At 62.8% G+C, this 24,516-nt stretch carries 23 protein-coding genes and 5 pseudogenes; 15 read left to right on the top strand and 13 right to left on the bottom strand.

Annotated elements, in window-relative coordinates; translation table 11 throughout:
- Window positions 1–39 precede the first annotated feature (39 nt).
- The gene (locus HAP48_RS01240) at window positions 40–354 is read left to right on the top strand and encodes a transposase (protein WP_166204213.1); all 315 of its coding nucleotides are present in this window, start codon (window positions 40–42) and stop codon (window positions 352–354) included.
- A gap of 202 nt (window positions 355–556) precedes the next feature.
- Window positions 557–769 (top strand): annotated as a pseudogene (locus HAP48_RS01245) (IS110 family transposase); the annotation flags it as partial.
- A gap of 112 nt (window positions 770–881) precedes the next feature.
- Here HAP48_RS01245 and tnpC read toward each other — a convergent pair.
- The 3 genes from tnpC to tnpA form a co-directional block, all read right to left on the bottom strand.
- Window positions 882–2,483, bottom strand: coding sequence for an IS66 family transposase (gene tnpC, locus HAP48_RS01250; RefSeq protein WP_166205729.1), 1,602 nt, complete (start codon window positions 2,481–2,483; stop codon window positions 882–884).
- Between the two features lie 125 nt (window positions 2,484–2,608).
- A complete protein-coding gene (gene tnpB, locus HAP48_RS01255; RefSeq protein ID WP_166205730.1) occupies window positions 2,609–2,962 on the bottom strand; it encodes an IS66 family insertion sequence element accessory protein TnpB in 354 nt (117 codons plus the stop codon).
- A complete protein-coding gene (tnpA, locus tag HAP48_RS01260; RefSeq protein ID WP_166205731.1) occupies window positions 2,943–3,389 on the bottom strand; it encodes an IS66-like element accessory protein TnpA in 447 nt (148 codons plus the stop codon). The genes tnpB and tnpA overlap by 20 nt, the downstream gene beginning before the upstream one ends.
- 74 nt (window positions 3,390–3,463) lie before the next feature.
- On the opposite strand from tnpA, the pseudogene HAP48_RS01265 reads away from it, so the two are divergent.
- From HAP48_RS01265 to HAP48_RS01275, 3 genes and pseudogenes are all read left to right on the top strand, one after another.
- Window positions 3,464–4,636 (top strand): annotated as a pseudogene (locus HAP48_RS01265) (IS110 family RNA-guided transposase); the annotation flags it as partial.
- 33 nt (window positions 4,637–4,669) lie between these two features.
- Window positions 4,670–5,530, top strand: a pseudogene (locus HAP48_RS01270) (IS3 family transposase); the annotation flags it as partial.
- A gap of 532 nt (window positions 5,531–6,062) precedes the next feature.
- Window positions 6,063–7,409 carry an IS5 family transposase gene (locus HAP48_RS01275; protein ID WP_166217554.1) on the top strand — a complete coding sequence of 449 codons (1,347 nt, stop codon included), beginning with the start codon at window positions 6,063–6,065 and terminating at the stop codon, window positions 7,407–7,409.
- Here the strand turns inward: HAP48_RS01275 and HAP48_RS01280 are convergent.
- A complete protein-coding gene (locus tag HAP48_RS01280; protein WP_166217558.1) occupies window positions 7,368–7,814 on the bottom strand; it encodes a type II toxin-antitoxin system YhaV family toxin in 447 nt (148 codons plus the stop codon). The two genes, HAP48_RS01275 and HAP48_RS01280, sit on opposite strands and share 42 nt — an antisense overlap.
- Before the next feature lie 2 nt (window positions 7,815–7,816).
- Window positions 7,817–8,152, bottom strand: coding sequence for a type II toxin-antitoxin system PrlF family antitoxin (locus HAP48_RS01285; protein WP_029083787.1), 336 nt, complete (start codon window positions 8,150–8,152; stop codon window positions 7,817–7,819).
- Window positions 8,153–8,357: 205 nt separating this feature from the next.
- On the opposite strand from HAP48_RS01285, the gene HAP48_RS01290 reads away from it, so the two are divergent.
- Window positions 8,358–8,636 carry a DNA -binding domain-containing protein gene (locus tag HAP48_RS01290; protein WP_166217562.1) on the top strand — a complete coding sequence of 93 codons (279 nt, stop codon included), beginning with the start codon at window positions 8,358–8,360 and terminating at the stop codon, window positions 8,634–8,636.
- 266 nt (window positions 8,637–8,902) lie between these two features.
- On the opposite strand, the gene HAP48_RS01295 is transcribed toward HAP48_RS01290, so the two are convergent.
- From HAP48_RS01295 to HAP48_RS01315, 5 genes and pseudogenes are all read right to left on the bottom strand, one after another.
- Complete coding sequence (locus HAP48_RS01295) at window positions 8,903–11,242, bottom strand: S8 family peptidase (RefSeq protein ID WP_166217565.1); 2,340 nt, start codon at window positions 11,240–11,242, stop codon at window positions 8,903–8,905.
- A 7-nt stretch (window positions 11,243–11,249) separates the two neighbouring features.
- The gene (locus HAP48_RS01300) at window positions 11,250–12,221 is read right to left on the bottom strand and encodes an AAA family ATPase (RefSeq protein ID WP_224497188.1); all 972 of its coding nucleotides are present in this window, start codon (window positions 12,219–12,221) and stop codon (window positions 11,250–11,252) included.
- A gap of 198 nt (window positions 12,222–12,419) precedes the next feature.
- A pseudogene (locus HAP48_RS01305) lies at window positions 12,420–13,620 on the bottom strand (RHE_PE00001 family protein).
- 223 nt (window positions 13,621–13,843) lie between these two features.
- Window positions 13,844–14,239 carry a type II toxin-antitoxin system VapC family toxin gene (locus HAP48_RS01310; RefSeq protein WP_166217571.1) on the bottom strand — a complete coding sequence of 132 codons (396 nt, stop codon included), beginning with the start codon at window positions 14,237–14,239 and terminating at the stop codon, window positions 13,844–13,846.
- The gene (locus tag HAP48_RS01315) at window positions 14,239–14,490 is read right to left on the bottom strand and encodes a type II toxin-antitoxin system VapB family antitoxin (protein WP_166217576.1); all 252 of its coding nucleotides are present in this window, start codon (window positions 14,488–14,490) and stop codon (window positions 14,239–14,241) included. Before HAP48_RS01315 ends, HAP48_RS01310 begins: the two co-directional genes overlap by 1 nt.
- A gap of 233 nt (window positions 14,491–14,723) precedes the next feature.
- Here HAP48_RS01315 and HAP48_RS01320 point away from each other — a divergent pair, with 233 nt between their 5' ends.
- The 6 genes and pseudogenes from HAP48_RS01320 to HAP48_RS01345 all read left to right on the top strand — a co-directional run bounded on the left by HAP48_RS01320 (window position 14,724) and on the right by HAP48_RS01345 (window position 21,618).
- On the top strand, window positions 14,724–15,815 hold the full coding sequence (locus tag HAP48_RS01320) for a hypothetical protein (protein WP_166217580.1): 1,092 nt from the start codon (window positions 14,724–14,726) through the stop codon (window positions 15,813–15,815).
- Between the two features lie 13 nt (window positions 15,816–15,828).
- Window positions 15,829–16,050 (top strand): annotated as a pseudogene (locus HAP48_RS01325) (integrase); the annotation flags it as partial.
- 1,379 nt (window positions 16,051–17,429) lie between these two features.
- Entirely contained in the window at window positions 17,430–18,644 is a 1,215-nt protein-coding gene (gene repA, locus HAP48_RS01330) for a plasmid partitioning protein RepA (protein ID WP_024342299.1), read from the top strand.
- Window positions 18,641–19,660, top strand: coding sequence for a plasmid partitioning protein RepB (repB, locus tag HAP48_RS01335; RefSeq protein ID WP_166217584.1), 1,020 nt, complete (start codon window positions 18,641–18,643; stop codon window positions 19,658–19,660). The genes repA and repB overlap by 4 nt, the downstream gene beginning before the upstream one ends.
- A 197-nt stretch (window positions 19,661–19,857) precedes the next feature.
- Entirely contained in the window at window positions 19,858–21,090 is a 1,233-nt protein-coding gene (gene repC / locus HAP48_RS01340) for a plasmid replication protein RepC (protein ID WP_166217587.1), read from the top strand.
- 90 nt (window positions 21,091–21,180) lie between these two features.
- Window positions 21,181–21,618 carry a hypothetical protein gene (locus HAP48_RS01345; RefSeq protein ID WP_224497187.1) on the top strand — a complete coding sequence of 146 codons (438 nt, stop codon included), beginning with the start codon at window positions 21,181–21,183 and terminating at the stop codon, window positions 21,616–21,618.
- 142 nt (window positions 21,619–21,760) lie between these two features.
- Here the strand turns inward: HAP48_RS01345 and HAP48_RS01350 are convergent, their stop codons facing one another.
- Window positions 21,761–21,961 carry a hypothetical protein gene (locus HAP48_RS01350; RefSeq protein ID WP_024342295.1) on the bottom strand — a complete coding sequence of 67 codons (201 nt, stop codon included), beginning with the start codon at window positions 21,959–21,961 and terminating at the stop codon, window positions 21,761–21,763.
- 72 nt (window positions 21,962–22,033) lie between these two features.
- Here HAP48_RS01350 and HAP48_RS01355 point away from each other — a divergent pair, with 72 nt between their 5' ends.
- From HAP48_RS01355 to HAP48_RS01365, 3 genes are all read left to right on the top strand, one after another.
- A complete protein-coding gene (locus HAP48_RS01355; RefSeq protein ID WP_224497186.1) occupies window positions 22,034–22,291 on the top strand; it encodes a hypothetical protein in 258 nt (85 codons plus the stop codon).
- A 715-nt stretch (window positions 22,292–23,006) separates the two neighbouring features.
- The gene (locus HAP48_RS01360; RefSeq protein WP_166217590.1) at window positions 23,007–23,318 is read left to right on the top strand and encodes a DUF736 domain-containing protein; all 312 of its coding nucleotides are present in this window, start codon (window positions 23,007–23,009) and stop codon (window positions 23,316–23,318) included.
- A 61-nt stretch (window positions 23,319–23,379) separates the two neighbouring features.
- Window positions 23,380–23,523, top strand: a complete 144-nt coding sequence (locus tag HAP48_RS01365) for a hypothetical protein (RefSeq protein ID WP_166217132.1) — start codon at window positions 23,380–23,382, stop codon at window positions 23,521–23,523.
- Between the two features lie 18 nt (window positions 23,524–23,541).
- On the opposite strand, the gene HAP48_RS01370 is transcribed toward HAP48_RS01365, so the two are convergent.
- Both HAP48_RS01370 and HAP48_RS01375 read right to left on the bottom strand, forming a co-directional pair.
- Window positions 23,542–23,847 carry an HU family DNA-binding protein gene (locus HAP48_RS01370; RefSeq protein ID WP_166217594.1) on the bottom strand — a complete coding sequence of 102 codons (306 nt, stop codon included), beginning with the start codon at window positions 23,845–23,847 and terminating at the stop codon, window positions 23,542–23,544.
- 106 nt (window positions 23,848–23,953) lie between these two features.
- Window positions 23,954–24,157, bottom strand: coding sequence for a WGR domain-containing protein (locus tag HAP48_RS01375; RefSeq protein WP_234584064.1), 204 nt, complete (start codon window positions 24,155–24,157; stop codon window positions 23,954–23,956).
- Window positions 24,158–24,516: the final 359 nt, after the last annotated feature.

A 24,516-nucleotide genomic window follows, 5' to 3' on the forward strand; every position in this document is an offset into this window, starting at 1 on the left:
GGACACCTGTAGTAGGCTCAGAGAGCCCGGAGGTGTCGGATGCAAGAGCGTCAACGTCGGTCGTTTACCGAGGAGTACAAGCGGCAGGCCGCTGAACTCGTGGTATCGAGTGGCCGGTCGATCACGTCGGTCGGCAAGGAACTCGGTCTGCGTGATTCGGTGCTGCGGCGCTGGGTGGAGAAGCTCCGGCAGGAGCCGGCAGCGGCGGCGCGGCGCCCCACGACGCAAGCGACGCCGATGCCGGCGGACCAGGCTGCCGAGATCGCCCGGCTGCGCGAGGAGAATGAGCGGCTGCGCATGGAGCGGGACATTTTAAAAAACTGTCCAGCGCCGTGGCGTGCCTGCGCGGGGTAGAAACAGCCTTGTGCTATCGTCTGAGGCCGGGAGGGTAGCGGCCGTCAGCTTATTGGAGGCACTGTCCCCGTTAAAAAACGTGGTCCATGGGTGCATGCGGACTTGAGAGTGGTGACGGCGCTCCGGCGGCGATCCCGATTAGGAAGATGACAAATTGGCATAACCCAGACCCTCCTGCCCATGATTGGACGGAGGACCCGCAATGCTCAAGACGACAACTGCAGATCGCCCGGAATTGAAGCCAGTCAACGTCGGGGCGGCTGCCATCGACATCGGATCAAAGATGCACATGGCCGCCGTGAACCCGGCCTGCACCGATGTCCCAGTGCGCACGTTCAGCACGTTCACACAGGACCTGCATAGTCTGGCGGACTGGTTCAAGACATGCGGTGTGACCAGCGTCGCGATGGAATCGTAAGCGCGCATTTTACTGCACAGGCTGCGCGCGCGGCTGGCCGCGGCGTCGCGTGGCGCCGGGGCCCAGCGGGATCATCGGAACGGCTTGATTGATCCTGAGCGTTTGACGGTCAGCCGCTGTCGTTGTCAGCTGGCAGGTTTTTTTGAGCGGTGCAATTGAACGGCAACAGATCTTCGATATCGGCGTCTGGCGCGCGTTGGGGCAATTCGGTGAGCGCGTGACGTAGCCATGCATAGGGATCGACGCCGCATGCCCGGCATGTCAGCACCAAACTGTAGATCACGGCGCTTGCCTTGGCGCCGGCAACGGTGTCGCTGAACAGCCAACTTTTTCGTCCGGTGCAAAACGGCCTGATGTCGCGCTCCAGAACATTGTTATCGATCGGGGCGAGACCGTCACTGGTGTAACGGGTCAGATAATCCCATTGGTTGCGTGCATAGGCGATCGCCTTGCCGGTCAAGCTTTCGGGTAGCACCTTCGGCGCCTGGTCGTCGAGCCAGGTCCGGAAGGCGGCCAATACCGGCAGGCTATGCTGCTGGCGCAGCCGCAAGGTGTATGCGGCGCGCGTTTCGCCGTCGGGCGGCGTCTGGCGCGCCACCCTCTCGACCTCGTACAACGCCTCGAAGAACTTGAGCGCCTGCAATGGCGGACCGCCAGGCTTTGTCCTGGCCTTGAGCGCATCGGTAAATTTCCTGCGCGCATGCGCCATACAGCCGAGATGGGTCGCGCCTGTCAGCGTGCGCCAGGCGTCATAGCCGTCGCTCATCAACAAGCCGCGATAGCCGGCCAGGAAGGCCTGAGGATGTTGCTGGCCGCGACCGGGCTGGTAATCGAACAGCACGACCGGCTGCGCGCAGTCCTGGCCGCTGCGATAGGCCCACATGAAGGATTTGGCCTGCGCATCACGGCCGTCCTCTTTAAGAACCTGGACCCAGGTTTCGTCGCCGTGGACCAGGGGCTGCGACATGAGCTTTTGCTGTAGCGCGTCATAGACCCGATGCAGATGCAACTCGCTCGCCCGGATCACCCAGTTGCCCAGCGTCCCGCGGCTGATGCTGACGTCGGCGCGCCCCAGCGCGTCCGCCACACGGTACAGCGGCGTGCCGTCGACGTATTTGTTGGCGAGCACCAGCGCCAGCGTCGATGGCGTGGCGACGCTACCCGGCAGCGGCTGCGCCGGCATCGGCGCGGTCACAATCGGGGTGTTCAGCGCGGTGCGCTCGCAGTGACGGCAGGCATATTTGAACCGCACATGTTGCAGCACCGACGCCTTGACCTCGACGTGCAACTGCTCGGTGACGGTCTCGCCCATCCGATGCATCCGATTATGGCAGCACGGACAGTCCTTTTGATCCTCACCCAGATCGTGTTCGACGCGTTGGCGCGGCAGATCGTCAGGCAGCGGCTTGCGGCCGCGTGCCTTCGGCGCCGGCTTTGGAGCCTCCGGCAATCCCGTGTCCGGCACGGCGACCGCCTCGACATCGTCGTCGTCCCGGCTTTCAGCGGCGGCCTGCTCGGCTTCGTTGAAGATGCGCTCCTTGAGCTTTTCGCTCTTCGGCGCATACCGGTGCAGGCGCTCCAGGCGCAACTGCTCCTCTAGATGCAGCACGCGTTGTGCGAGTTTCTCGTTTTCGGCCTTCAGCGCCGCGATCTCGGCCGCGTGCGCCGCGATCAAGGCTTCCAGTTCGTGCGTCGTGGGCTTGCGACTCATCGGAGTCTTGAATCGAAGTCATGCCGCCGCGTCAACCGGGCTCCCATGTCTTCGTCATGTCTTCGGCCGCGTCATCTGAGAACGGCCATGCCGAAGCCCGATGACGCCGCCCGCATCGAACACGCTCAGCCCACGCTCTGATATTGCCGCACCGGATGACGACGCACCGCCGCGATGTTGATGCCGTCAAGCAGCCAGTGCAGCTCCTCCGTCGTCAGCGTCAGCACCGCCTCCTGACTTCGGGGCCAGTGGAATCTGTCGGCCTCCAGCCGCTTCAGCAGCATCCAAAATCCTGACCGATCATAAATCAGCAGCTTGATCCGGTCGCGGCGACGATTGCAGAACGCGAACACCGCGCGCTGGAACGGATCCAGCCCCATCGACTGCTCGACCACGATCGCCAGGCTGTTGATGCCCGCCCGGAAGTCAATCGGTTCGCGGTGAAGGTAGACCCGAAGATCAGACGCCAGTCGGAACATCGCAACGCCCCAGCGCTTCAATCACCGCCGACAGCAACTGCGCGTCGCCGCCTTCCAGCGAAAGCGTCACGCCGTTGGGCATCGATGCCGTCAGCCGCCCTGCACAGGATCGCTCCGTCGCGCAAACCGCAATCGCGCCAGCAGATCGAGTTGGCGACGGCGACGGCGCGCGAACCGGAATAAAGGCTGGCGCAATCGGCGCCCGCGCCTCCGGCTGGCCATCCCCGTTCTGAAGTTGTCGCTTGGCCACCCACTTGCGCAGCAGGTTCGCGTTCACGCCGTGTTGCAGCGCAAGCCCCGCCAGCGACACGCCAGACTGCAGACAGGCCTCGACCAGCCGCTGTTTGCTGGCCGGATCATAGCGACGCCGGCCATTGCGCAACACGCCGACCGTCTCAAGTCTCAAAGGTTCTTCTGGAGTGATCATCGATCGTGTCCACCTCGCTCATGGTGGACACCTCATCCCATCCCCGCGCTCAACTGCATAGGTGCGTAGAAAGGAGCGCTTACATGGAATCCACTGGCGTCTATTGGATCCCGGTCTACGAGATTCTGGAGCAGCGCGGGTTCGAGGTCATTCTGGTCAACGCGCGGTATGCCAAGAATGTGCCCGGGCGCAAGACCGATGTCAGCGATGCTGCGTGGTTACGCCAGCTTCATTCCTATGGGCTGTTACGCGGCAGCTTCCGTCCCGATGCCGAGATTGCGACCCTGCGCGCTTATCTGCGCCAGCGGGAGCGGCTGGTTGAATATGCTGCCGCCCATATCCAGCACATGCAGAAGGCTCTGATGGAGATGAACCTGCAGCTCCATCATGTCGTCTCGGATATCACCGGAGCGACTGGTATGCGGATTATCCGAGCCATTGTTGCAGGCGAGCGCAATCCCGACGTTCTGGCAACCTATCGAGACGTGCGCTGCCATTCTTCAACGGAGACGATCCGCGCGGCGCTGATCGGCAACGACCGGGAGGAACATGTCTTCGCTCTGACCCAATCGCTGGAACTCTACGACATCTACCAGGCGAAGATGCTGGACTGCGACCGCAAGCTCGAAGTCTTGATCGCCGCGCTTAGCAACAGAGAAGCAAAGCCGGTCGGAAAGCTATCCCAGCCACGCGTAAAGACCAAGCAGGTCAACACACCCACCTTCGATGTCAGGACCGCGCTGTACGGTGTGCTCGGCGTTGATCTGACTGAGATCCATGGGCTGGGTCCGTCACTCGCATTGAAGCTCGTCGGCGAGTGCGGCAAGGATCTGAGGGCGTGGCCAACCGCCAAGCACTTCACCTCTTGGCTCTGCCTCGCACCCGGCAACAAAATCTCCGGTGGCAAGGTACTATCTTCACGCACGCGGAGATCCTCCAGCCGGGCAGCCGCACTACTGCGATTGGCAGCCACAACCGTGGGGCGGAGCGATACGGCGCTCGGAGCATTCTATCGCCGGCTGTCCTCACGCGCGGGCAAGTCGAAGGCGGTGACGGCGACCGCCCGCAAGATTGCAGTTTTATTCTACAACACACTCCGGCATGGCATGAGCTACAGGGATCCAGGTGCCGACCAATATGAGCGACAATATCGCAGCCGCGTCCTCGCTAACCTTCAGCGCCGGGCCAAATCGCTCGGCTTTGTCTTGCAGGCCATTCCGTGCAACGCCAATCAGGCTGTTTCTTAGGAAGTCGATCGCGATCTTTGCCGGAACCCGGACATGAGCTTCCGCTTCATTGAGGACCATCGCGACGCCTATCCGGTGCGGCTGATGTGCGCCGTGCTCGGGGTCTCGGCGGCCGGCTATTACGCTTGGCGTGAGCGCCCGGTAAACGCACGCGCAACCACCAATGCCGCGCTGCTGGCTGCGATCCGACAGGTCCATCAAGACAGTGGCGGACGCTATGGCAGTCCGCGGGTCCATGCCGCTCTGCGGGTACAGGGACGTGGCGCCAGCCGTGGCCGGATCGAACGCTTGATGCATCGGCACGGCATCCGCGCCATCATGGCATCACCGCGTCGCGTTCGGACCACCGACAGCCGCCACGGCCTGCCGATCGCGCCGAACCTCATCGAACGTCATTTTGCAGCCGCGGCCCCAAACCGGATCTGGCTCGCCGATATTACCTACATTCCGACTGCAGAGGGCTGGCTCTACCTGGCGGCCATCATGGACCTCTTCAGCCGCAAGATCGTCGGTTGGGCGATGCGGGATCACATGCAGGTCGAACTCGCCTCGTCCGCCTTGAAGATGGCAATCCAGCAGCAGCATCCGGAAGGCGGATTGATCCATCACTCCGATCGCGGCGTGCAGTACGCCTCACAGGACTATCGCGCGATCCTGTCGGCCGCCGGCATCACGGCATCAATGAGCCGCAAAGCCGACTGCTACGACAATGCCCCGATGGAGAGCTTCTTCCATACCCTGAAGACCGAGCTCGTTCATCATCGCCAATATGAGACCCGGGCCGAGGCCCAGCGCGATATCTTCGCCTTCATTGAGGGCTTCTACAATCGAACTCGACTCCATTCCGCCATCGGGTACCTCGCCCCGATCGAGATGGAGCTAAAACCAGCTTAACCCTGTCCACTTTTTCGGGGGAAGATCAGTTTGAAACTCGAGGCCAAAGTCGTAGTTGGACTACGATAACGAACATTAATCTAAGCGAGGAGAGTGAGCTTTATCGATCCCGCACCAGGAGCCCGATTAGCCCTGCGAGGCCTAGCTCCGCGACGAGATCCTGCGTCGCGTCGGGGTGGCGAGTTGCTCCGCGACCATCCGCCGAGCCGCCCAAACCCCAGCGAACGCTCGGTTGCTGGCCGAGCGAGAGCTATGTCTTGGGAGCGGCGCGAGCCAGCCGTTGCTTCGCCGAATCTGCGCTCGCCGCCGCGAGCAGGTCCGGCCAGCTGTCGGGCGGATTGCCGCGATTGAGCATCCTGCGAAGTCGCCCGTTAAGAAGCTTCCAGGCGACTGATCTGGAATCGTAATTTGGCTGGAATGACGTTCTGAGATTGCAAGGTTTTGGTGTTTTGTGCATCGGAAGCTTGCAATTTCGTTTTCGAGATTCCCTCGACGGGCGAAGCATGATTCCCTGTCCGCATCGGAGGGCACGATGCGGCCGAAGAAGCACAAAACGACGGGAGCGAACGATTTTTTCCGGGCGCGGCTCGACCAGATCATCAATCTGAAGCACGAGCTGGTCCGGCTCACCGGCAAGATCGATTGGGACTGGATCGACGGCGAGATCGCGCCGCTCTACAGCGAGAACGGCCGGCCGGGGATTGAGACCCGCTTCGTGATCGGGCTGTTGTTGCTCAAGCACATTTACGGGCTGTCCGATGAGGGGGTATGCGAACGCTGGGTCCACGACCCGTATTTCCAGTACTTCACTGGCGAAGAGTTCTTCCAGCACGCATTCCCGCACGAGCGCTCGGACCTGAGCCATTGGCGCAAGCGGCTCGGCGACAGACTGGAACTGCTATTGGCCGAGAGCCTGCGGGTGGCGCACGACGTCGGCGCGTTACGCGGCAAGGACCTTGAGCGGGTCACGGTCGACACCACGGTGCAGCCGAAGGCCATCACCTTTCCGACCGATGCCAAGCTGCTGCATGCGGCGATCCAGGGGCTCAACCGCCTAGCGAGGAAGCACGGAGTGCGGCTGCGGCAATCCTATTCTCGGATCGCCAAGGCCACCGCGATGATGGCGGGACGCTACGCCCATGCCAAACAGTTCAAGCGGCACCAGCGGCAGTTGCGCATCCTGCGCAGCCGCCTGGGCCGGATCATCCGCGACATCCGCCGCAAGATCGAAGGCCAGGATGCGCTCGAAGAGGCGTTCGCACTCCCGTTGAGCCGGGCCACGCAGATTCGCTCGCAGCAGCAGCGCCAGCGCGGCTGGAAGCTGTATTCCTTCCATGCCCCCGAGGTGGAGTGCATCGGCAAGGGCAAGGCCAGCGCGCCTTACGAGTTCGGCGTGAAGGCTTCCATCGTCACCAACAACCGGCCTGCTCCCGGCGGCCAGTTCGTGCTGCACGCCAAGGCGCTGCCCGATAACCCTTACGACGGTCACCCCCTGCGGGACGTCATCGACCGAACCGAGACACTCACCGGCTGCGCGATCGAGTGCGCCTTTGTCGACAAGGGATACCGCGGCCATGACGCACAGAACCCGCGCCGCGTCTTCATCTCCGGCCAGAAGCGCGGCGTCTTCGGCACTATCAAGCGCCAGCTGCGGCGCCGCTCCGCTATCGAGCCCGTGATCGGCCATTTGAAGGCTGACGGACACCTCGGCCGCTGCTACCTCAAAGGCCGCGCCGGCGATGCCGCCAACGTCATCCTCTCCGCCGTCGGTTACAACTTCCGCCGCATCCTCGCCTGGCTAAGGGCTCTTTGGTACCTCTTCCTGGCTGCCTTCTTCTCAGTCACCAGCCACCGCACACCACTCAAATCGGCTTCTTAACCGACGACTGCGAAACGCCGCGTAGGCGTCGTCGGCGCTCTCATAAGCGCGCAACGTCGTGTCGTCATTGACCCAGGCCAACACTATCACCTTCGCGTCCGCGGACTGCTGGTAGCGAAAGAACAGCCGGAACTGCTGTAGGAATTTTGCCCGGAACCAATGCTTGTACGCGTCGCCGAGCGTGCCGCCCTGGCGGTAGGCGTCGCGCGTCGGGTCGTTCGGAATGTCTTCGAACGCGACCTTGAGAACGGCTGCGAGTAGTTTTGTAGCGCGCTTCTTCTTGTATCCTTGCGGGTCTTTCTTCCGCGCTTTTTCGACGGCGCCGACCATCGCCTCAAGCTGGTCGAGAAACAACGGGTGCGCGTAGATCGTCCAGCCGTTGATTTCGAGCGTCTTGTGGCTCACGCCTAGTCGTCCGCAAGCGGCGCGTCGAGATCGACCTTAACGCCCTTGACCAGGTCCTTGCCGCGGGACACGAGTGAGCGCGGCACCGGCCGAATCCGCGACGGTTCATTCGCCATGTCGCGCGCGAGAAATGAGAGAAACTTGCCGATCACGGGATCGCCATCCTCGACCTGGGCCACCTTCTTCGCGATCACGACGGTGCCATCCGCAAGCCCGCGAAACACCACCTGATCGCGCTTGCCGAGCGCGAGCATTTTCCGGATTGCCGCGGGCACGGTCGTCTGGCCACGCTCAGTGATGGTGGCGGGAATTTCGAGAATTTCAGCCGTTTTCGCCATGGCCGGCTCCGGGGGTTGCACACTCTTCGATGTAATGCATTTGCATTGTATGTCAAGGCGCCACCGACGCTATCGAGACACAGCAGCAGCCAGGGCGCCCTAGGATGCCGGTGATGCACCGCGTGGTGCACATTTGGGATCTATTCGCCGGTGCAGCATCTAGCCTACGCTCGGTCGCCAGAATCTCGCGCGCGAAAGTCGCCCCATGCAGAAGCCCCCGCTTGACCCGGATGTCGCCGACGAAGCACCGACCGCCTCCGTTCTGACTTGCTATGACGAAGAGCATCTGGTCACCTACCTGCGCCTGCTCGATGCCGAAGCCGCCGGCGCCGACTGGAAAGAGGTTGCGCGGATCGTGCTGCACCTTGATCCGGCCCAAGAGCCTGAGCGTGCTCGGCGCGCCTGGCAGACACACCTAGCTCGCGCTCGCTGGATGACTGAGTACGGCTATCGGCATTTGCTTCGCGGCGGGGCGCCGCATTGATCGCGTCTGGGCCTGCCACCTGCTCGAGCAACGCGAAGTCAGCAAGGCCGCGGCCTCAATCAAGGGGATCAAGTCTGAGTTTGACGTTTCACGTTGGCAGCGGCTAATGCCGGTGCATCGTTCGGCATGCTCTTGTCTCGCCGTTTCCTGCGGCAGGCCTGCGGCGATCACGCGTTCGAGGATTGCGCGTCGCTCGCTCGGCCCCTCGTGGCGTCTCGCTATCCTTGAATTCCACACCGAATTGTTTCAAGCATTCCGCCGGTGCGTCACGCCTGAAGACGCAGCCGCTGCCGCACTCTTTCGTAGAGCTGCACTTCGGCCTTCTGCAAGAGTTCGATAACGACGGCGAATTGCTGCCGATCGACATGGGTGGCCCAGCCGCTTTCGCAGCGCACGACAAGATAGTAGCTATCCCCATAGTCCTCGATGCCACGTTTGAACGTGACGGTGGCGGATTGGACGGTCCCCTTCTCCCTCGCCTGGGGACCGGGAACGAGATTGCAATTGTATCTCCCGGCGAGCTCCGGAAATGGACCATCGTCTTGCTCGCGCTTTCGATAGTGCTCGAAGATCAGATCAGGTTGGCAGCCCCGAATCAGCCGGAAGCTCATGCCGACACCTGCATAATCGGTTCGCGTGTGTCGCACCGGTGGATCAAACGCCAGCGTCACGCGAATGCAGCGTTCCCCATTTCCCGCTTGAAACGCTTCGGGAATTGGAATGCGATAGACGGCAAAATGGTCGAGGGCGAGCTCGTCTTCTGCGTAGAGCGTGACGCGCGCGTCGTCGGAGAAGGCCGCGCGTTCCAGATCGACGAGGCCGTGCCCGCAGATCGCGCGCGTCGCGTCCACACCAAGCAGCTGAAGCCGCTCCTGGGCTGGCTGCGGGATTTCCGCGGAACCCACGATGAGCGCGCGCACCAGATTGGCTGAGGCATGCGGGAAGCGCGTCAGGATCTGAGCGGCGCTGAACGCAACTCGTGGGGCGGCATAGGATGTGCCCGAACCCGCCGTGAACAGGCGATCAAGATAGCTGTGATACAGCGTCAGGACGCCAGCGCTGCCGACATCCTCCCCGCCCCGCAGACGCGCGACGATGGGGTCGAAGATCAGCGTGCCGCCAATCTCGACCACGTCAGGCTTCGTGGCCCCGCCAGGCCCCGGTCCGATCCGGGAAAACGGCGCCGGCTCGTGCAGGAGCGTGATCGGGCGCACGCCCACATCCTCGGCCCGATCCGGATCGAGGCCCTCGCCATGCGCGAGCGCGCCGACGGTGATCACATTCAATGCGCCCGCGGGCTCGAAGAATCGATTGGCGTCCTCCAGAAGATAGCGCGGATATTCGGTCACCGCCTGTTCCAGGCGATTGCCGCCTCGCGGGCTGCGGTTTCCGGAGGAGACGATGATGACGACATCGAGCTCACGCGCCAGTTCATCGAGCGTGGCCGCCCACGTCCCCACCTTGCCGCCGTCGAAAACGCGTCGGCGATCGGCCAGGGCAACGACGAAGATCCGACAGCCGAAGCGCAGGTTCAGCGTCGTGATCGCCTCGCGCATCTGGGAGGGCACGAGGCGGCGATCGTCAAAGTCACCCCGGTCGTTCACGACCTTCGCCGCACAGATACGGGCGCCGCGTTGCAATGCGCCGGCGGCAAGCTGTGCGCGCAGGTCACCAAACACGGCGACGCCGGCGACCCGGGTGCCGTGACCCCAAACGTCCGCCGTGCCGAGATCGGCGGGAACGCCGATCGCGCCGGCGACAATATCCGCCAAGAACGGGTGATCGTTGACGCCGCTGTCGATGATGCCGATGAGCGGCGCGTCCTCGGCAAGCGCGTTCAGCGCGGGAGCATCGGCCAGCGTCAGGTCGAGCGCTTCCGCCGTCGTCACATCCGGCGCAGGTGGCAGATCGATCGTCGCCACCTCCTCGATTGTAAGCAGGGTGCGAATGAGTTCGCCCGTCAGGCGCGCGCGAAACATGCTGATCGAGGGACCGATGTAGCGATCCAAGACCTCACCGGCCCGGGCCTCGACGTAACGGATGACCTCCTCGATCTTGCGTTCCCGCAGACGGCGCTCGCCGAGGTCCCAAAGCTCGATATCGACCAGGTAGGATGTTTGGGGCACAAAGTCGTTGAGGTCCGCAAACCCTTCCTCCTGAAAGCGCGAACCAATCCGGTCCCGGGGCTCGACTGACCCAATGCTCTCGATTCCTGCCACGAAATTGTTGTACGGCGCATGCTTCTGGCCGGGCGGCGCGCCGCGCTGGTAGGCATCGAGGCGGGCGCGGAAGTCCTGCATGTCTTCGTTCGAAGCGAACAGCACGAGCGTGCGGTCTGCATCGCTCGACAAGACCGTAAGCCCCAAACGCTCCCAGTCCTCCTCAAGGAGGGCGCCCGTCATTTGCACGCGCAGGATCAGAGAGGGATCGACGAATTCAGGCTTGCGCCGGCCTCTCTGCGCCTGCGTCGCCGCATTAAGTTCATCGCGCAGTTTCGTGCTGTGCTGGTCACGATCGCGTGCCGGCGGAGGCCCGCCGCCGCCGTGCTTGCGGCGCTCGAACTGTTCGGGCAGCCGGACAAGCTCAAGATGATCGTAGCGTGCCACGATGCGCCTAGCTCGTCGGCGCGAGGCGAGACTGTCCTGCTCGGCGCCGCGCCTCATCTTCCAAGGCGCGATTGAAATCGCGTTCCTGCACCTGCTTGCGGCGGTCGATGATCATCGACTTGACCGCCTGCGTGCAGACCCGCTCGATCTCGGCGTAGGAATAGCCTTCCAGCGCCGCGGCATGCTGCATCGGATCGAAGGCGAGGGCGACATTCTTGAACCTCAACCGCAAGAATCGCCCGATCATCGACCGGCCAGGTTTGTCGAACCAGACGACCTCGTCGAACCGCCGCCAGACTGCGGGATCGAGCGATCGGTCCAGGTTCGTCGCGGCGATCAAGAAGCCCTTCGGCTGGATATGGTCGATGAACAACAACAAGCTGTTGACGACGCGGCGTAGCTCATTGTGCTCGCTGCTGTCATCGCGCGAGCGCGCCAGCGCGTCGAATTCGTCAAAAAACAGAACGCAAGGTTGCTTGCGGGCGAACTCGAAGATCTTGCGGACATTGCCGGCCGTCTCGCCCAAGTAGGACGAGATCAGCCGGTCAAGCTTGACGAGGAAGAGCGGTAGTCCAAGCTCCGCGGCGAAAATCTCCGCGCACAGCGTCTTGCCGCAGCCTGGCGGCCCGCAGAACAGGAGTTTCGAGCGCACCTTGAGGCCGTGGCGCCGGATTTCATCGGCGCGGCGAAACTCTTTGACGAGGCCAAGCAGTACGCGCACGTTCGTCGCGCCCAGGACGATGTCGTTCCGGCTGTGGCGTGGCTCAACCCGCTCGATAAAATCCGCCGCCGCCTCGGGAAAGGGAATGAGGGGCGCGAGCGCCTTGGGACCGCTCGGCCGGCTCGGGCCAGCCTCGAGCGTCTTGCGCAGGCTGCGCGCCAGAACGCGATTATTCTTCTTTTCCTCCTCGTCGATGATTTGCTCTGCCACGGCGCGGAACTCATCGTCCCGACCGTAGCTGGCCAGCAATTTCTTCATCAACTCCCCGCGGGCCATGGCTCTGCTTTACTTTCCCCTGTGGGACGAATCATAACCTCAATCGAAGCGTTTCACGATGGGGTTACTGCCCGATTTAAACAACGCAAATGGCCGACGGGTGGCCACAGATGGCAAATTGGATGTCCGAAAGACATATACTGACTTCGGACAAACCCGATCCAACCAGCGCGCGCCTTTTCAGAGAATCCCCCACGCCCGGTAGCGTCCCCGGCCGGTCGCCTCGCGGAGGCCGAGCTCCGCGACGAGGTTTTGGGCCGCACGGGGCGTGATCCCGAGCTCTTCGGCGATCATGCCGGCCGAGACGATCGGCCGGGTCAGCACGTAATCGAGGAGCGCCGGCAGCTTTGAAGTGGTGCGACGGCCGGCGAGTTTGCGGGTGAGCAGGTTTCTGGTCATCAGCCAGGCGGTCGTGGTCCTTGCGGCCGGCCTCGGCCGCGGCCGTCATCGCCTCGAGCTGCACCGCGAGCCGTGCTGCGGCGTCGCGCGGCCGCCGGCGCTCACGCGAGATGCTTTTCAGCCCGGCATGCAGGCACGGCAGATGCCAGCGTGTCTTGCCGCGCGCGCGCAACACGCCAGCTGCGAGCAGGCGGCCGAGCCAAGGCGTGTGCTCGAGCGGTTCGATCGCGTCCCAGGCATCCGCGGCGATCGCCGCCGCCAGGGTCGGCGGCAGGGTGCGGGTCTCGTCGACGACGGCGCGCCAGTCGTCGAGGCGGCCGTCCTCGTCCCAGTCGGGATCGTAGACGAGGGAATCCCGCTCCGGCCGCGACCGCGCCTCGTCGGCGAGCCTGCGCTCCGCCCTGGCGTTCGCGGTGTCGACCGCGGCGAGGGCGGCGGCCAGATGGGGATCGGTGTTGATGGCATCAAGCGGCCCTTCGAAACCCACCTCCTCCCGCTCCGCGTCCTCGTCGACCCCAAGACTTCCCTTGACTTCCTTCCGGTTGCCCGTCCCCTCCTCTCGCCCGCTCCGTCCGCGGAGGCCAGCGAGCCCGGCAACGGACTGCGCCCAATCGGGCTTCGCCTCGGCGATGCGCCGACGGGCGCGCAGCACGGCATGAGCCCGGGTCAACTCGTGGGTCGGGGCGCGGACGTCCATGCCGGCGTCGTGGAGGACAAGGTCGTCGAGGTGGACAAGTTCGCCGTCGAGCCACAGACTGGCGCAGGAGTCGGCGAAGTGCATCCGGCTGATCGCGCCGTCGCGTATTGGGCTTTTGGCCAGCCGCTCGTCGAGGCGGGCGAGCGCATCCTCAGCGGCGGCGAGCGGCCCGGCGAGCTGGGCCCAGGGCAGCGGTGCGGGGATTTTGTAGCTGGGCAGCAAGGCCTTGATAACCTTAACAGGAAGCGGCGAAACGGAAGCTAACACAGCGTTGGCTTCCGTCATAGCGGGGCCTGTTCCCGGCCACCTCCCACTATCGATAACCGCCCCTTATCGATAGGGTTGGACGTCACGGCGCAAATCAGTGATTCTGAGCTCTGGGGAGCCCCGGATATCGCATCGTCTGGGCACCCGATCGGCCCGTGAGCCCGCCATGCTGAGGCGCTTTGCCGTTCCGGAAGACAAAGTCCGCTGCCCTTCCCGTTGCAGGGACGGCCTGGCGGCTGCCTCAGGCGGCCTCGATGTCGGTCTGCGGAAAGTCGCCGCCCTTGAACATCAAGGGCTGGCCCAGATGCCGGGCACAGGCATAGGCAAAGCAGTCCCCGAAATTGAGGCTCGCCGGATGCCGGCCCTTGCCGAACCGGTCGAAGGCGTCGAGCGCGATCCGTGCCGTCTCCGGCGGCACCGCGACCACGGCGATCTCCATCAGCGCGAGATAGTCTTCGACCGCCTCCGCGGCGGCGCTGACCGAAAGTTTCAACACGCGCGCCACCGCGACCGCCGCCTCCCACACCGCCAGCGGCGAGGTCAGACGCGTTCCGGTCTGCTGCAGGCGGGCCAAAAGCTCACGCGCCTCGTCCTCGTCGGTCAACAACGCAGTCAGCGCCGAGGCGTCGATGAACATCAGGTGTCCTCATACAGGCTGTCGCGGAACGCCTTGTCGGCGGGCTGGCCCTGCGCCGGATTGCCCTTGGCGCGCAGATCCCGGCAGAACTGGACGCCGAGGTCGACCAAAGACGGCTTGCCCTGCTCGCGCTCGCGCTCGAGCTCATGGGCGAGTGCGGCGTGCACGGCTTCGGTGAGGCCGATTTTTTTCAGCGCCGCCACCTTGCGGGCCAGCGCATCGGTCTCCGGGTTCTTGATGTGGAAAGCCATGCGCATTCCTCTAGATCGTGGAGTGTATCCGTATATATCATCTCGGATACACAGAAGGAAGGGCCGGTTGCGCCATTGGCAGGGCCAACGAGGGTCCTGGGCCCCGCCGATTCGGCCCCCGCTCAGGGCGACGGGGCGCAGCCTGCCGATCGCGCGCCACGGAAATCGCGGCAATCCCGCTAAAAGCGCGCGGCCCTCGCGGCGTGTGAGGCGGCTTTTATGGTCAATAGTCGATGAACGCCTCCCCTCTCCGTCTCCCTGACGCTGGTTCAATCGAGGCCGTCCTCGCAGACCTCGATCCGGCCTCGGCTGACGACGACCTCGTCCCAGCGCTCGCCCACGCCTTCGAAGGTTTTCAGTTCAGCGTCGCGCGGGTCGACGATGACTACTGGCGCGACACCCGTTCGGTAAATCGACCGGATGGCACGCGGATTGGCGAACTGCGGCCCTGGATGACGGCGGAGCTCGCCAAGGACGGCGGCGCCATCGATGCGCTTTGGCGCCGCCTGAAAGAGACGGACCTGCAGATCACCGAGTGGCGCGGCACCAGCGCGTTTGTCTTCGCGCCGACCGGGCCAGGCGCAGCCGACTATGTTCAGATCGCGCTCGGGCGAGAAATCGAATGGCGAGCCGGCCCGATCGTCAATCCGAACTACCGCCCGTTTGGCCAAGAGGAACTGCTCGATCCGAGCTGGCCCCGCACTGATCAGCCGCCTCAGTCGGATCGCCTGGCCGGTCCGGTCTATCGCCTCCTCGGCCGAGCCGGCGGCGCGGTGATCCACGTTCGCAGTTTTCTCGATCGTTGCGGCCGCATCGAACGCGAGAAACGCGAAGCCAAGCGGCCCGAGATGGAGGGGCGTGTCATTCGCGAAGTCGGACCTTCGGGGACGCGCGAAACCCCGTTTCTCGAGGCGGTCCCGGATTGGTTCGACTACGTGCCTCGGGAGTTACGGTTCTTTCGGGACTGGGAGGACTCGAGCGCCAGGCCGCATCGCGTCTTCGAACATTGGGCGCTCGATGTCCGCGATTATACGCACAAGGCAGAGCGCGAAGTCGGCTTTATCCCCCGGCCGCTGCAGCCGCTGGCCGAGCGCCTCGCGCCGCCAAAGGATGCGTCCATTCATATCCTGATGGATCGGATCGAGGCCGTGGACCGCGAGATCGGCCTGCCCTTCGGCTGGTTCTTCCTGATGGCCCACGGCCACTGGGTCGATCCCGACGTCGGCCTGGCGATTGCGCAAGGCCTGAAGGCGCAGCGCGTGCGCCTGCCCGACCCCGACGCCCGCGTGTTGCTGCGCTGGGCGGAACGAACTTACGGCTTCTAACCGAGCAACGCCGATGGACGAAATCACCTCCCGCGCGCTGGTCTCCGACCCCGAAACCCGGCGGGCGCTGCAGCTCGATTCGCTCTCGGCGATCCTGCCGATGGAACGGCGCAACCGGCTCGCCGAGCTCCTGACCGACGACGACGTCGAAACGCTGAAGCACCTCGCGCGCGAGGGCATGGGCGAGAATAGTCTGCGGGCGCTGGCCTCGGACCTCGCCTATCTCGAAGCTTGGCGCGAAACTCGTCCGAGGCCGAATTTTTAAGGTTAGCATTCTATGAATGCCACCCCTCCTCTTTGGTGCTTCCCGCGAGCCTGTGCTGAATGGCATTGGGAGCCAGCGCAACAGGGAGATGTTGTCAGCTGACAACAACCTCTTCCCGGGTGTTGTTATCTGGCAAGAGTTCCGCCCGTCCGATGTCGCTATGTTGGAGTGGCTCGCAGCTCGGATCTCGGCGGATCTCCCATCGGGCCGAGGCTCGGTGCGGTTGCTTTGCTGCTTACTATCCAAAGGGCGGCTGGCCTTCGGCACTGGGCGGCCTCGTCTTGTTGAACTCGATTAGGACAGTCCGCCGCGAGGTCGATTCACCCCTCGACCGGGTCTTTCCAATGTCGCATGTGATGGCCCCATCCCTAACTCCAGCGATGCCGCGCCCCTGCGTGCGAATGCGCCGAACCAAGCGCGTCTCAAGCTTGGCGATGGACGTCGCCTCGGCCGACTGTCCGAAGCCGGGCCCAGTCACTGCCATTACAATTGAGCCGGGCGAGGCCAGTTCTCTACTGCTTGGTCGTGCCCGGCCGAGGTGGCGAACCGAGTCCAGGTCGCCTATCCGGTCGCGGTCGCGAACGGGATGGCACTCAGGACCCGCCGTTGGCGGCACACGGGAACGCGGCGCCGCCACAGAAAGTCCCCGTTGCAAGTGCGTTTATCCAGCTTCGTGAATTTGGGAGACTTCGGCGATGGTATTTTAATACCAAGGAAGACTGCCTCGAATATCCGCTCGCCGCGCGCCGGGCGGGGCATGTCCAGCAGATCCGGACCGAAGCGTCGACAGCGTGTTTGCCCGGCGGCGGTACAGCGTAGGCGGGGAAGCCGTCGATTCATCTGCGACGGTTCGGGAATAGTGAGCCGACGTTGCCGACCCTTCGTCCGTCCAACGTGGGCGCTGAAAGGCCCGTGTCGCTGACGAGGCGGCTGAAGCGGGTCGACGGGGGCTGGATGCAGCGTGCCATCACATCATCCGCGGTGAATAAGTCGCGGCGGCCCGCGCTGGCAAAAATGGGGGAGGGGACGGTTCGGAGCACTTTGCGGAGCTGCGCGGGAGGATCTCTTTGATCGAGACGATGCACAATGGCTGCACCTTTCGATGCAGCGGCGGGAGCGGGGGGCGCCGGCTCATGCTAAAGTAGAGTTCCGCCCGGTCGCTGGAGGCTTTGTTGTCAGCTGACAACAGCCGCACGATGCACCGAAAAGCGCCATTGCTTGTGGGCAGCGCGCCATTGGGCGTTAACAAGTCGTTAACCCTTTAATTCTTGCTCAAATCATAGAATCGTGGCCATCTCTCAAGACGGAGATCAGGCGTCTGACGCGCAGAAACCGTCTTGAGAAAGAAAATGCCGAGCTTAGCGGAAGATTCACTTACCATGAGCGAGACTGCGTCTGCCCGGATCACCCGGCACGCCGGCATCCTTTCCGGCCAGCTTCGCTCGCTGGCGACAACGCTTTTCCCGCCTTCAGCCAGTAAGTCTCTCCGCTCGTTCTCTTCAGGGGAGGTTGCGCGAATTGTCCGCGTCTCCGATGGTTATCTCCGACAGCTCTCCCTCGACGGACTTGGACCGACCCCAGCGACGGGACTTGGGGGCCGCCGATCCTATACCCTGGCTCAGATTCATGAGCTGCGCGCGTATCTAGCCACGGCGCGGCCCCGAGAAGCGTCGGAATTTCTCCCGCGCCGCCAGCCGGGCGACAAGCTCCAAATTATCACCGTCGCCAACTTCAAGGGCGGGTCCGCCAAGACGACGACGGCATTGTATCTTTCCCAATACCTCGCCCTTGCCGGCTTTCGGGTCCTTGCCATTGACCTCGATCCGCAAGCGTCGCTCTCCGCGATGTTCGGGTACCAGCCCGAGTTTGATATTGGGGCGAATGAAACTCTCTACGGTGCCATCCGGTATGACGAGCACCGCCGGCCGATGCGCGACATCGTCCGGCCGACCTACTTTGACGGGATAGGTCTTGTTCCGGGCAATCTTGAGCTGATGGAGTTCGAGCACCACACGCCTCGCGCAATGATCGAGCGGCGTGAACGCGGACACGACCTGTTCTTTCGCCGAGTCGCCAGCGCCATCGACCAGGTTGCCGACGACTACGATGTCGTCGTTATCGACTGCCCACCCCAACTTGGTTACCTGACCATGGGCGCGCTAAACGCGGCCACCGCGATGCTCGTGACCATCCATCCGCAGATGGTCGATGTCGCATCCATGAGCCAATTTCTCCTCATGACGTCGGATCTCATGTCCGTCATCGAGGAAGCCGGCGGGCGACTCGACCACGACTTCATCCGGTACGTCATCACGCGTCACGATCCCAACGACGTGCCCGAAGCTCAAATCGTGGCCCTCCTTCGTAATCTCTTTGGATCGGATGTGCTCCAGGCCACTGTTTGGAAATCGACTGCAATCGCCAATGCTGGCCTCACCAAGCAATCACTTTATGAGCTGGAGCGCGGCGCGGTAGGGCGGGGCGCCTACGACCGCGCGTTGGAATCAGTCGACGCGGTCAATGCCGAAATCGCGCAACTTCTTAAGAAGGTGTGGGGTCGATGAGCAAACGTACTGACACTATCAAGAGCCTTTTCACGGCCCCGCAATCAGGCACGTTGTCAGCTGACAACGTGCCCGCTGCCTTGCCGCGGGTCTCGTCGGGCTCGGTCCGCTCGTTGAAGGATTCTTTTTCCGAAGTCGAGAAGGAGAACGAGGAGCTTCGCGAAAGAATCGCGTCTGGGGCTGTGATCCTTGAAATCGACCCTTCGCTTATTGATCCGTCACCCCTGTCCGACCGGTTTCGCGACAATGATGATAGCTCGTTCGAAGCACTCAAACAGTCGATCGCACAGCGTGGCCAAGAGGTGCCCATTCTCGTTCGGGAGCATCCTGAAGCAAAAGGGCGCTATCAAAGCGCGTATGGTCATCGCCGCGTCCGCGCCACGCGCGAATTGGGTATTTCCGTCAAAGCGATCCTGCGATCGCTGTCAGATGAAGCCCTTGTCGTGGCGCAAGGACTCGAGAACGCACCGCGCGAGGATTTGAGTTTCATTGAGCGCGCCAGCTTCGCGATGCATATCGAAGATGCCGGGCATAGCCGGTCAATCGTGCAGGATGCGTTGTCGATCGATCGGGCTGAGGCTTCGAAACTCCTTGCCGTCGCTCGATCGGTTCCACCCGAAGTCGTTCGAGCAATCGGGAAGGCTCCGAAAGTTGGCCGCGGCCGCTGGCAGTCCTTCGCTGAATTACTCAAGGATGCCGCGGCGCTCAAACGTGTCAGAGCGGTGATCGCTGACCCGAAATTTGCAGAGCGGGAAACCGACGCGCGATTTCTCGCAGCATTCTCAGCAGCAAGCCGTCCATCTCCCGCGGGGACGTCGAAGCCATCGGAAGAGAAGCCAGTCTTTTCCGCATCCGGGGACAAGATTGCGCACGTGCGTCAGGTCGAGCGCGAATTGAAGCTTACCATCGACAAGAATGTCTCGGCGACATTCGCGGCATTTCTTGTGGACCAGCTCCCGGCCATCTTCGACGCCTTTTCCAAGACGAGTGGCGGCCAGGAAACTACCGAGGCCTGACGGCCTCGTCCCGTAAACACGAACCAGGAGCAGACAAGGGAAAAGAAAAAAGGCCCCCGAAACGGAGTTCCGGAAGCCTTCTCTTCAAGTTTGGCGACTGACAGAGAATCACTTTCGCGAATCGCAGTCAAGAGTTTCTACGCGATTTTATCGCCGTTTCGGCGAGCAGGTTTTCTTTGCCCAGCTGAGGCAAAGACATGCAGTCACACTCTCCAACGACGCCCTTTGGGCGGCGATCGCTGACGCTTGCCCATGTGGCAAGCCAGATGGTCGCAACCGAACGTCCTCCCGAAAAGATCGTGCACAAGTGGAAGATCTTCCACGCCATCTGCACGGCGCGGCCGCGCCTTGGCGTGTCGGAGCGCGCGCTGTCGGTGTTAAACGCGCTGCTGACCTTCCATCCTGAGACGGCGCTGACAGGGGAGGATGATCTGATTGTTTTTCCGTCAAACCATCAACTCACTCGGCGCGCGCACGGCATGCCGGCATCGACGCTTCGTCGTCACCTTGCCGTGCTAGTCGACGCGGGCCTGATCGTTCGACGCGACAGTCCGAATGGCAAGCGCTATGCGCGGAAGGACAATGCCGGCGAAATCGAGCTCGCCTTCGGCTTCGATCTGTCGCCGCTGGTCGTGCGCTCGGAGGAGTTTGAGAGCCTGGCGGCCGATATCGAAGCCGAGGCCCGCGCACTCAAGCTCGTACGAGAGCGCATCACGCTGTGCCGGCGCGACATCGCGAAGATGATTGCAACTGGCATCGAGGAAGCCGTCCCGACGCGAAGGGGAGGGCAGGGGCCTGCCGATTGGCAGGTCGTGCACGCTGCCTTCCGCGCGATCGTCGATCAGATTCCGCGCACGGCTACGCGCCAGGAGCTCGAGCCGATCGCCGACGAGTTGTCTCAGCTCGCCGACGATGTTCTCAATCTTTTGGAAGAACACATCAAAGCCAAGAATACGAGCGCCAATGAGTCCCATTCTGAGCGCCACATACAGAATTCAAAACCAGAAGCCCCTATTGATCTTGAACCTGTCCTTCGAGAAGGCAGGGCGGCGGGAGCTGAGCCCAAACCTCAACCCTCGCGAGTCGGGGAGGGGGCGTATCCGTTAGGAATGGTCCTGAGTGCGTGTCCTGACATCGTCGATTATACGAAGGGTGGGGTTTCGAACTGGCGCGATTTCCTCGCTACCGCGGCCGTTGTGCGATCGATGCTGGGCATCAGCCCGAGCGCCTGGGAGGAGGCGCAAAAGGTTATGGGCGAGGTGCCCGCAGCCATCGTCGTCGCGTGTATCCTGCAGCGCGGGACGGCGATCAATTCCGCCGGCGGTTATCTGCGCGGTTTGACGCGAAAAGCCGAGGTCGGCGAATTTTCGCTTGGCCCGATCCTGATGGCGCAGATCAATTCTCGCCGGCGAGACAAGCAGCGGGCGTGAGACGATGAGGCGCCGTTCCCAGACCTTGCCTTTTTCGTGTGATCGAAAATACCTGCACTGACCCAGCTGCTGCGCTGTGTCGATGCAAAGTTGTTCGGAGAGATCGTCATGGGAAAACACCCTCCAATCGTCCTCACGCCGTTCCTCCAGCCTCGTGATGAAGGGGCTGCGGAGCAACGGATGTACGTGGCGGGGTTCGCGGACGAGGCGGGCGAGGCCTGGGGGACGCTGATTCCTTTGGATGCGGAGATGGTCGAGCACGCCGTTCTGGGACAACAGACATTCACCGTCTGGTGCAACTCCGACGGTCGCATGCAACCGCAGCCGAGCGGCGATAGTCTGTTTGAAGAGCTTCTGGAGAAAGGCCAATTGAAGGAGACGCCCCTCGATGAGCTCGTCGCCGAAGCCATCGAGCAGGGCAAGAATGAACCCAATGATGACATCCTCGATATGTTAGAGACCCTGCATGAGCGGCTGGTGCGGGCGGAGGGCATGGTCGCTGACGAGATCGCGCGGCGCAGGCGATGATCCTTCGCGGCGCGCGTGCGCGGTTTCATGCTGCATGGGTGAGCTTGTGATAACGCGAGCACCGCGACCGCGCGGTGGCCGACACCCGGACCGGTCGATGAACACATAGAAAACCGACGACCGGGCCGCGCTCCGACTAGTCTTAAGCTTCGCCGGAGCCGGAAAACAGCGCCGTCGGTGGCGTCGCGCGCGGCGGCGGGAGGGTCCGACCGCCCGGGGCTCCCGGTCTGCTCTTGAGATCGTATCGCTGGGCTAGGTCGAGTAGCCGCCGCTTGGTGAACGGATCCGCGTTCTCCGCCAGATCGCGCGCCCGCTGCGCGAAGCCCCTGTAAAATTCTTCCACGACGCCACCCCGCAACATCACTGAAAATCGGATTTCAGTGTGAGATGCGCTCCACGTCAAGCGGCCTGGTGCATGCGGACGATTCTTGTCGATCCACTTGTGCTCGCGGTGCACGCGGAACTAAGCTGGTCCCGGCAGGCGAAAACCATGACTCCGCTCTACCTCAGCCGGAAGCTGTGCCCGACGTGCGGTAAGCCGATGACGGCCGTGCCAGACGACGTCGCGCCCGGCCGGCCGCGCTACGTCTGCCTGGTCTGTGAGGACGATCCGCTGCGCGATCCCGCCGCCCGGAAGTGGGCGGAAAGCCCGCTGCGACCGCCGGCCAAATAAGGTTCGAGTTGAAATCGAGCCCGGCAGCAGCATTGCTGCAGAGGCCGATTGTGCTCACTACCCTCTCCAACGTTGTGGACTTGCAACCCGAACGCCCAGCTTCGTTCCATCGCGCGTGCCGGCGGAATCGTCCCTGACTCGGGAGGCCGGCATGTCCAGCGACGCTAGCATCTGTTTCACGCCTCGCAGGGTGGTCGGTCGCATGGATGCGGAGGGCGGGGTTGCATGCGATGGCGAGTACGTCGCCAGCCTCGTTATCGATCTTGCGATGGCGAGTTCGACAGGTGCGCCGACGTTGCTGACAGCGACGGTTTCCATTGCGGGTGATGACGCGGCGCTTAGGTGGCCTGCTTAAGGTGAACTACGTTTCGCTGCGACGCCCGTTGCGTTGAGATGCGAATGGCCGAACCGACTAGGGCCGCCTGTCGTCATTCCACGTGTTTTCGCGACGGGCGCACCCATCAGCGTCCTCGATAGAGGCTGGTCTGACCGAAGACCGATCCCGCTTCGCGGGCTCTCGATCTTGTCCCTGCAACGTCCGTCCTCGACTTTCTTCCCCTGGCGCTGCGCACCATTCCTCGCGATCCAAGAAAGTCGCTGCCGGCCGCCCTCCATTTCATTTCGGCCCTTTGGGTGCAGGTCGATCGCCTCCGGTCTCACGACCGCCATCGAGGTCGCGATAAGCGCGGCCCGAGAAAACCAAGGGAATGAGACAATGGCTACCATCGGCACCTTCACCTCCACGGGCAACGGCTTCTCCGGCGCCATCAAGACGCTCAACCTCAACGTCAAGGCCAAGCTGATCCGTGTCGACAACCCTTCCGACAAGGGACCGCACTTCCGCATCTACTCGGGCAACGTCGAGCTGGGTGCTGCCTGGCAGAAGACCGCCAGGGACACCGAGCGCGACTACCTCTCCGTCAAGCTGGACGATCCGAGCTTCCCCGCTCCGATCTACGCCACCCTGACCGAGGTCGAAGGTGCGGAAGGTCTCCAGCTGATCTGGTCCCGGCCGAACCGGGACTGAGGCTCAGTCAGTGGGCTCCGTCGCAAGGCGGGGCCCGCTCCCTTCGACTGGAGATGCGATCATGACCATCGACACCATTGAAGAGTTACGCGCCGAGCTGCGCGGATGCGTATTCACGCCGACGGAGCGCAAGGCGCTCGAAGTCGAACTGGCCGAACTCATCCGCCAACGCGACGAAGCGCTCGCAGCCGAGGAGGGGGCATGAGCCCCCTCGTCTTGCATCTTACGATGCACCGTCGTTAGGGATCGTTCCTCCGTTGAGACTATCCTTGATGGCTTTGGCGGGCGTAAAAGTCAGCTTCTTGGAAGCTGCTATCGCAATCGTTGCGCCGGTCGATGAATTGCGGCCCTCACGAGCGGGGCTATCCTTGACCTTGAACTTGCCGAACCCGGGAAGGCTCGTCTCGGCTCCGCTCACGGCAGCATCAGTGATCGCCTTGAACACGCTATCGACGATGGCTTTGGCCTGAGCCTTGGTCAGGTCGTTCTCGGCTGCGATCTTTTCGGCGATCTCATTGGCAGTTGTCATGGGACGAGCTCCGTCTTGTTTCGATTTTGCTCGTCTGACATCAAGGCCGTGCCCCAGATAGGGCCGGCATCACAGGCAGAGCCGTAGTCCGCGAAAAATCGCCAGACTATGACAGTTTCTCGTCCGCAGCAGCGTAACCGCGCCTCCGCTTGGCGCGCTCCAGGCGTACGAATGCTTCGATCGCCTCCGCACGACCATCGAAGGTCTGCACCATGGTCTTGCCACTCGTGCCGATCCGGCCCCAATTGCGGATCAGCGATATTTCTCCGAACAAGGTGGGCTGCGTGGACAGCGCATAAAACCGACGCATATTGCGCGTGGCATCGATGCGGCGCAGATGAAGCGGTTCTGGTTCGGGTTTCGGCACGGACAGATTCTCGCTTCCGAGGGAAGCGGCGTCCAATGAGTTTTATGAATCGACCGGGCAGATCGATTCATTTTATCGATAGGTCGATTGCGCCGGAAACTCCGACCCGTCCTATTGCCGGATTGAATCTCTCCTCGATGGAGACGTCGCCATCGGGGCGCGCGCGTCGCAATGCCTAGCTTGCAATTGCGCCAGTCCTGATCACACAGCCGCCCGCAAGAGATCGGCTCCTAATTCAAAGGTTCCTTCTCATAGCCTTGCCTGCTTGGGCGAGCCCCTTCGGGGACGGCTCTACTCGCGCC

Source organism: Bradyrhizobium septentrionale (genome assembly GCF_011516645.4).
GTDB classification, from domain to species: Bacteria; Pseudomonadota; Alphaproteobacteria; order Rhizobiales; family Xanthobacteraceae; genus Bradyrhizobium; species Bradyrhizobium septentrionale.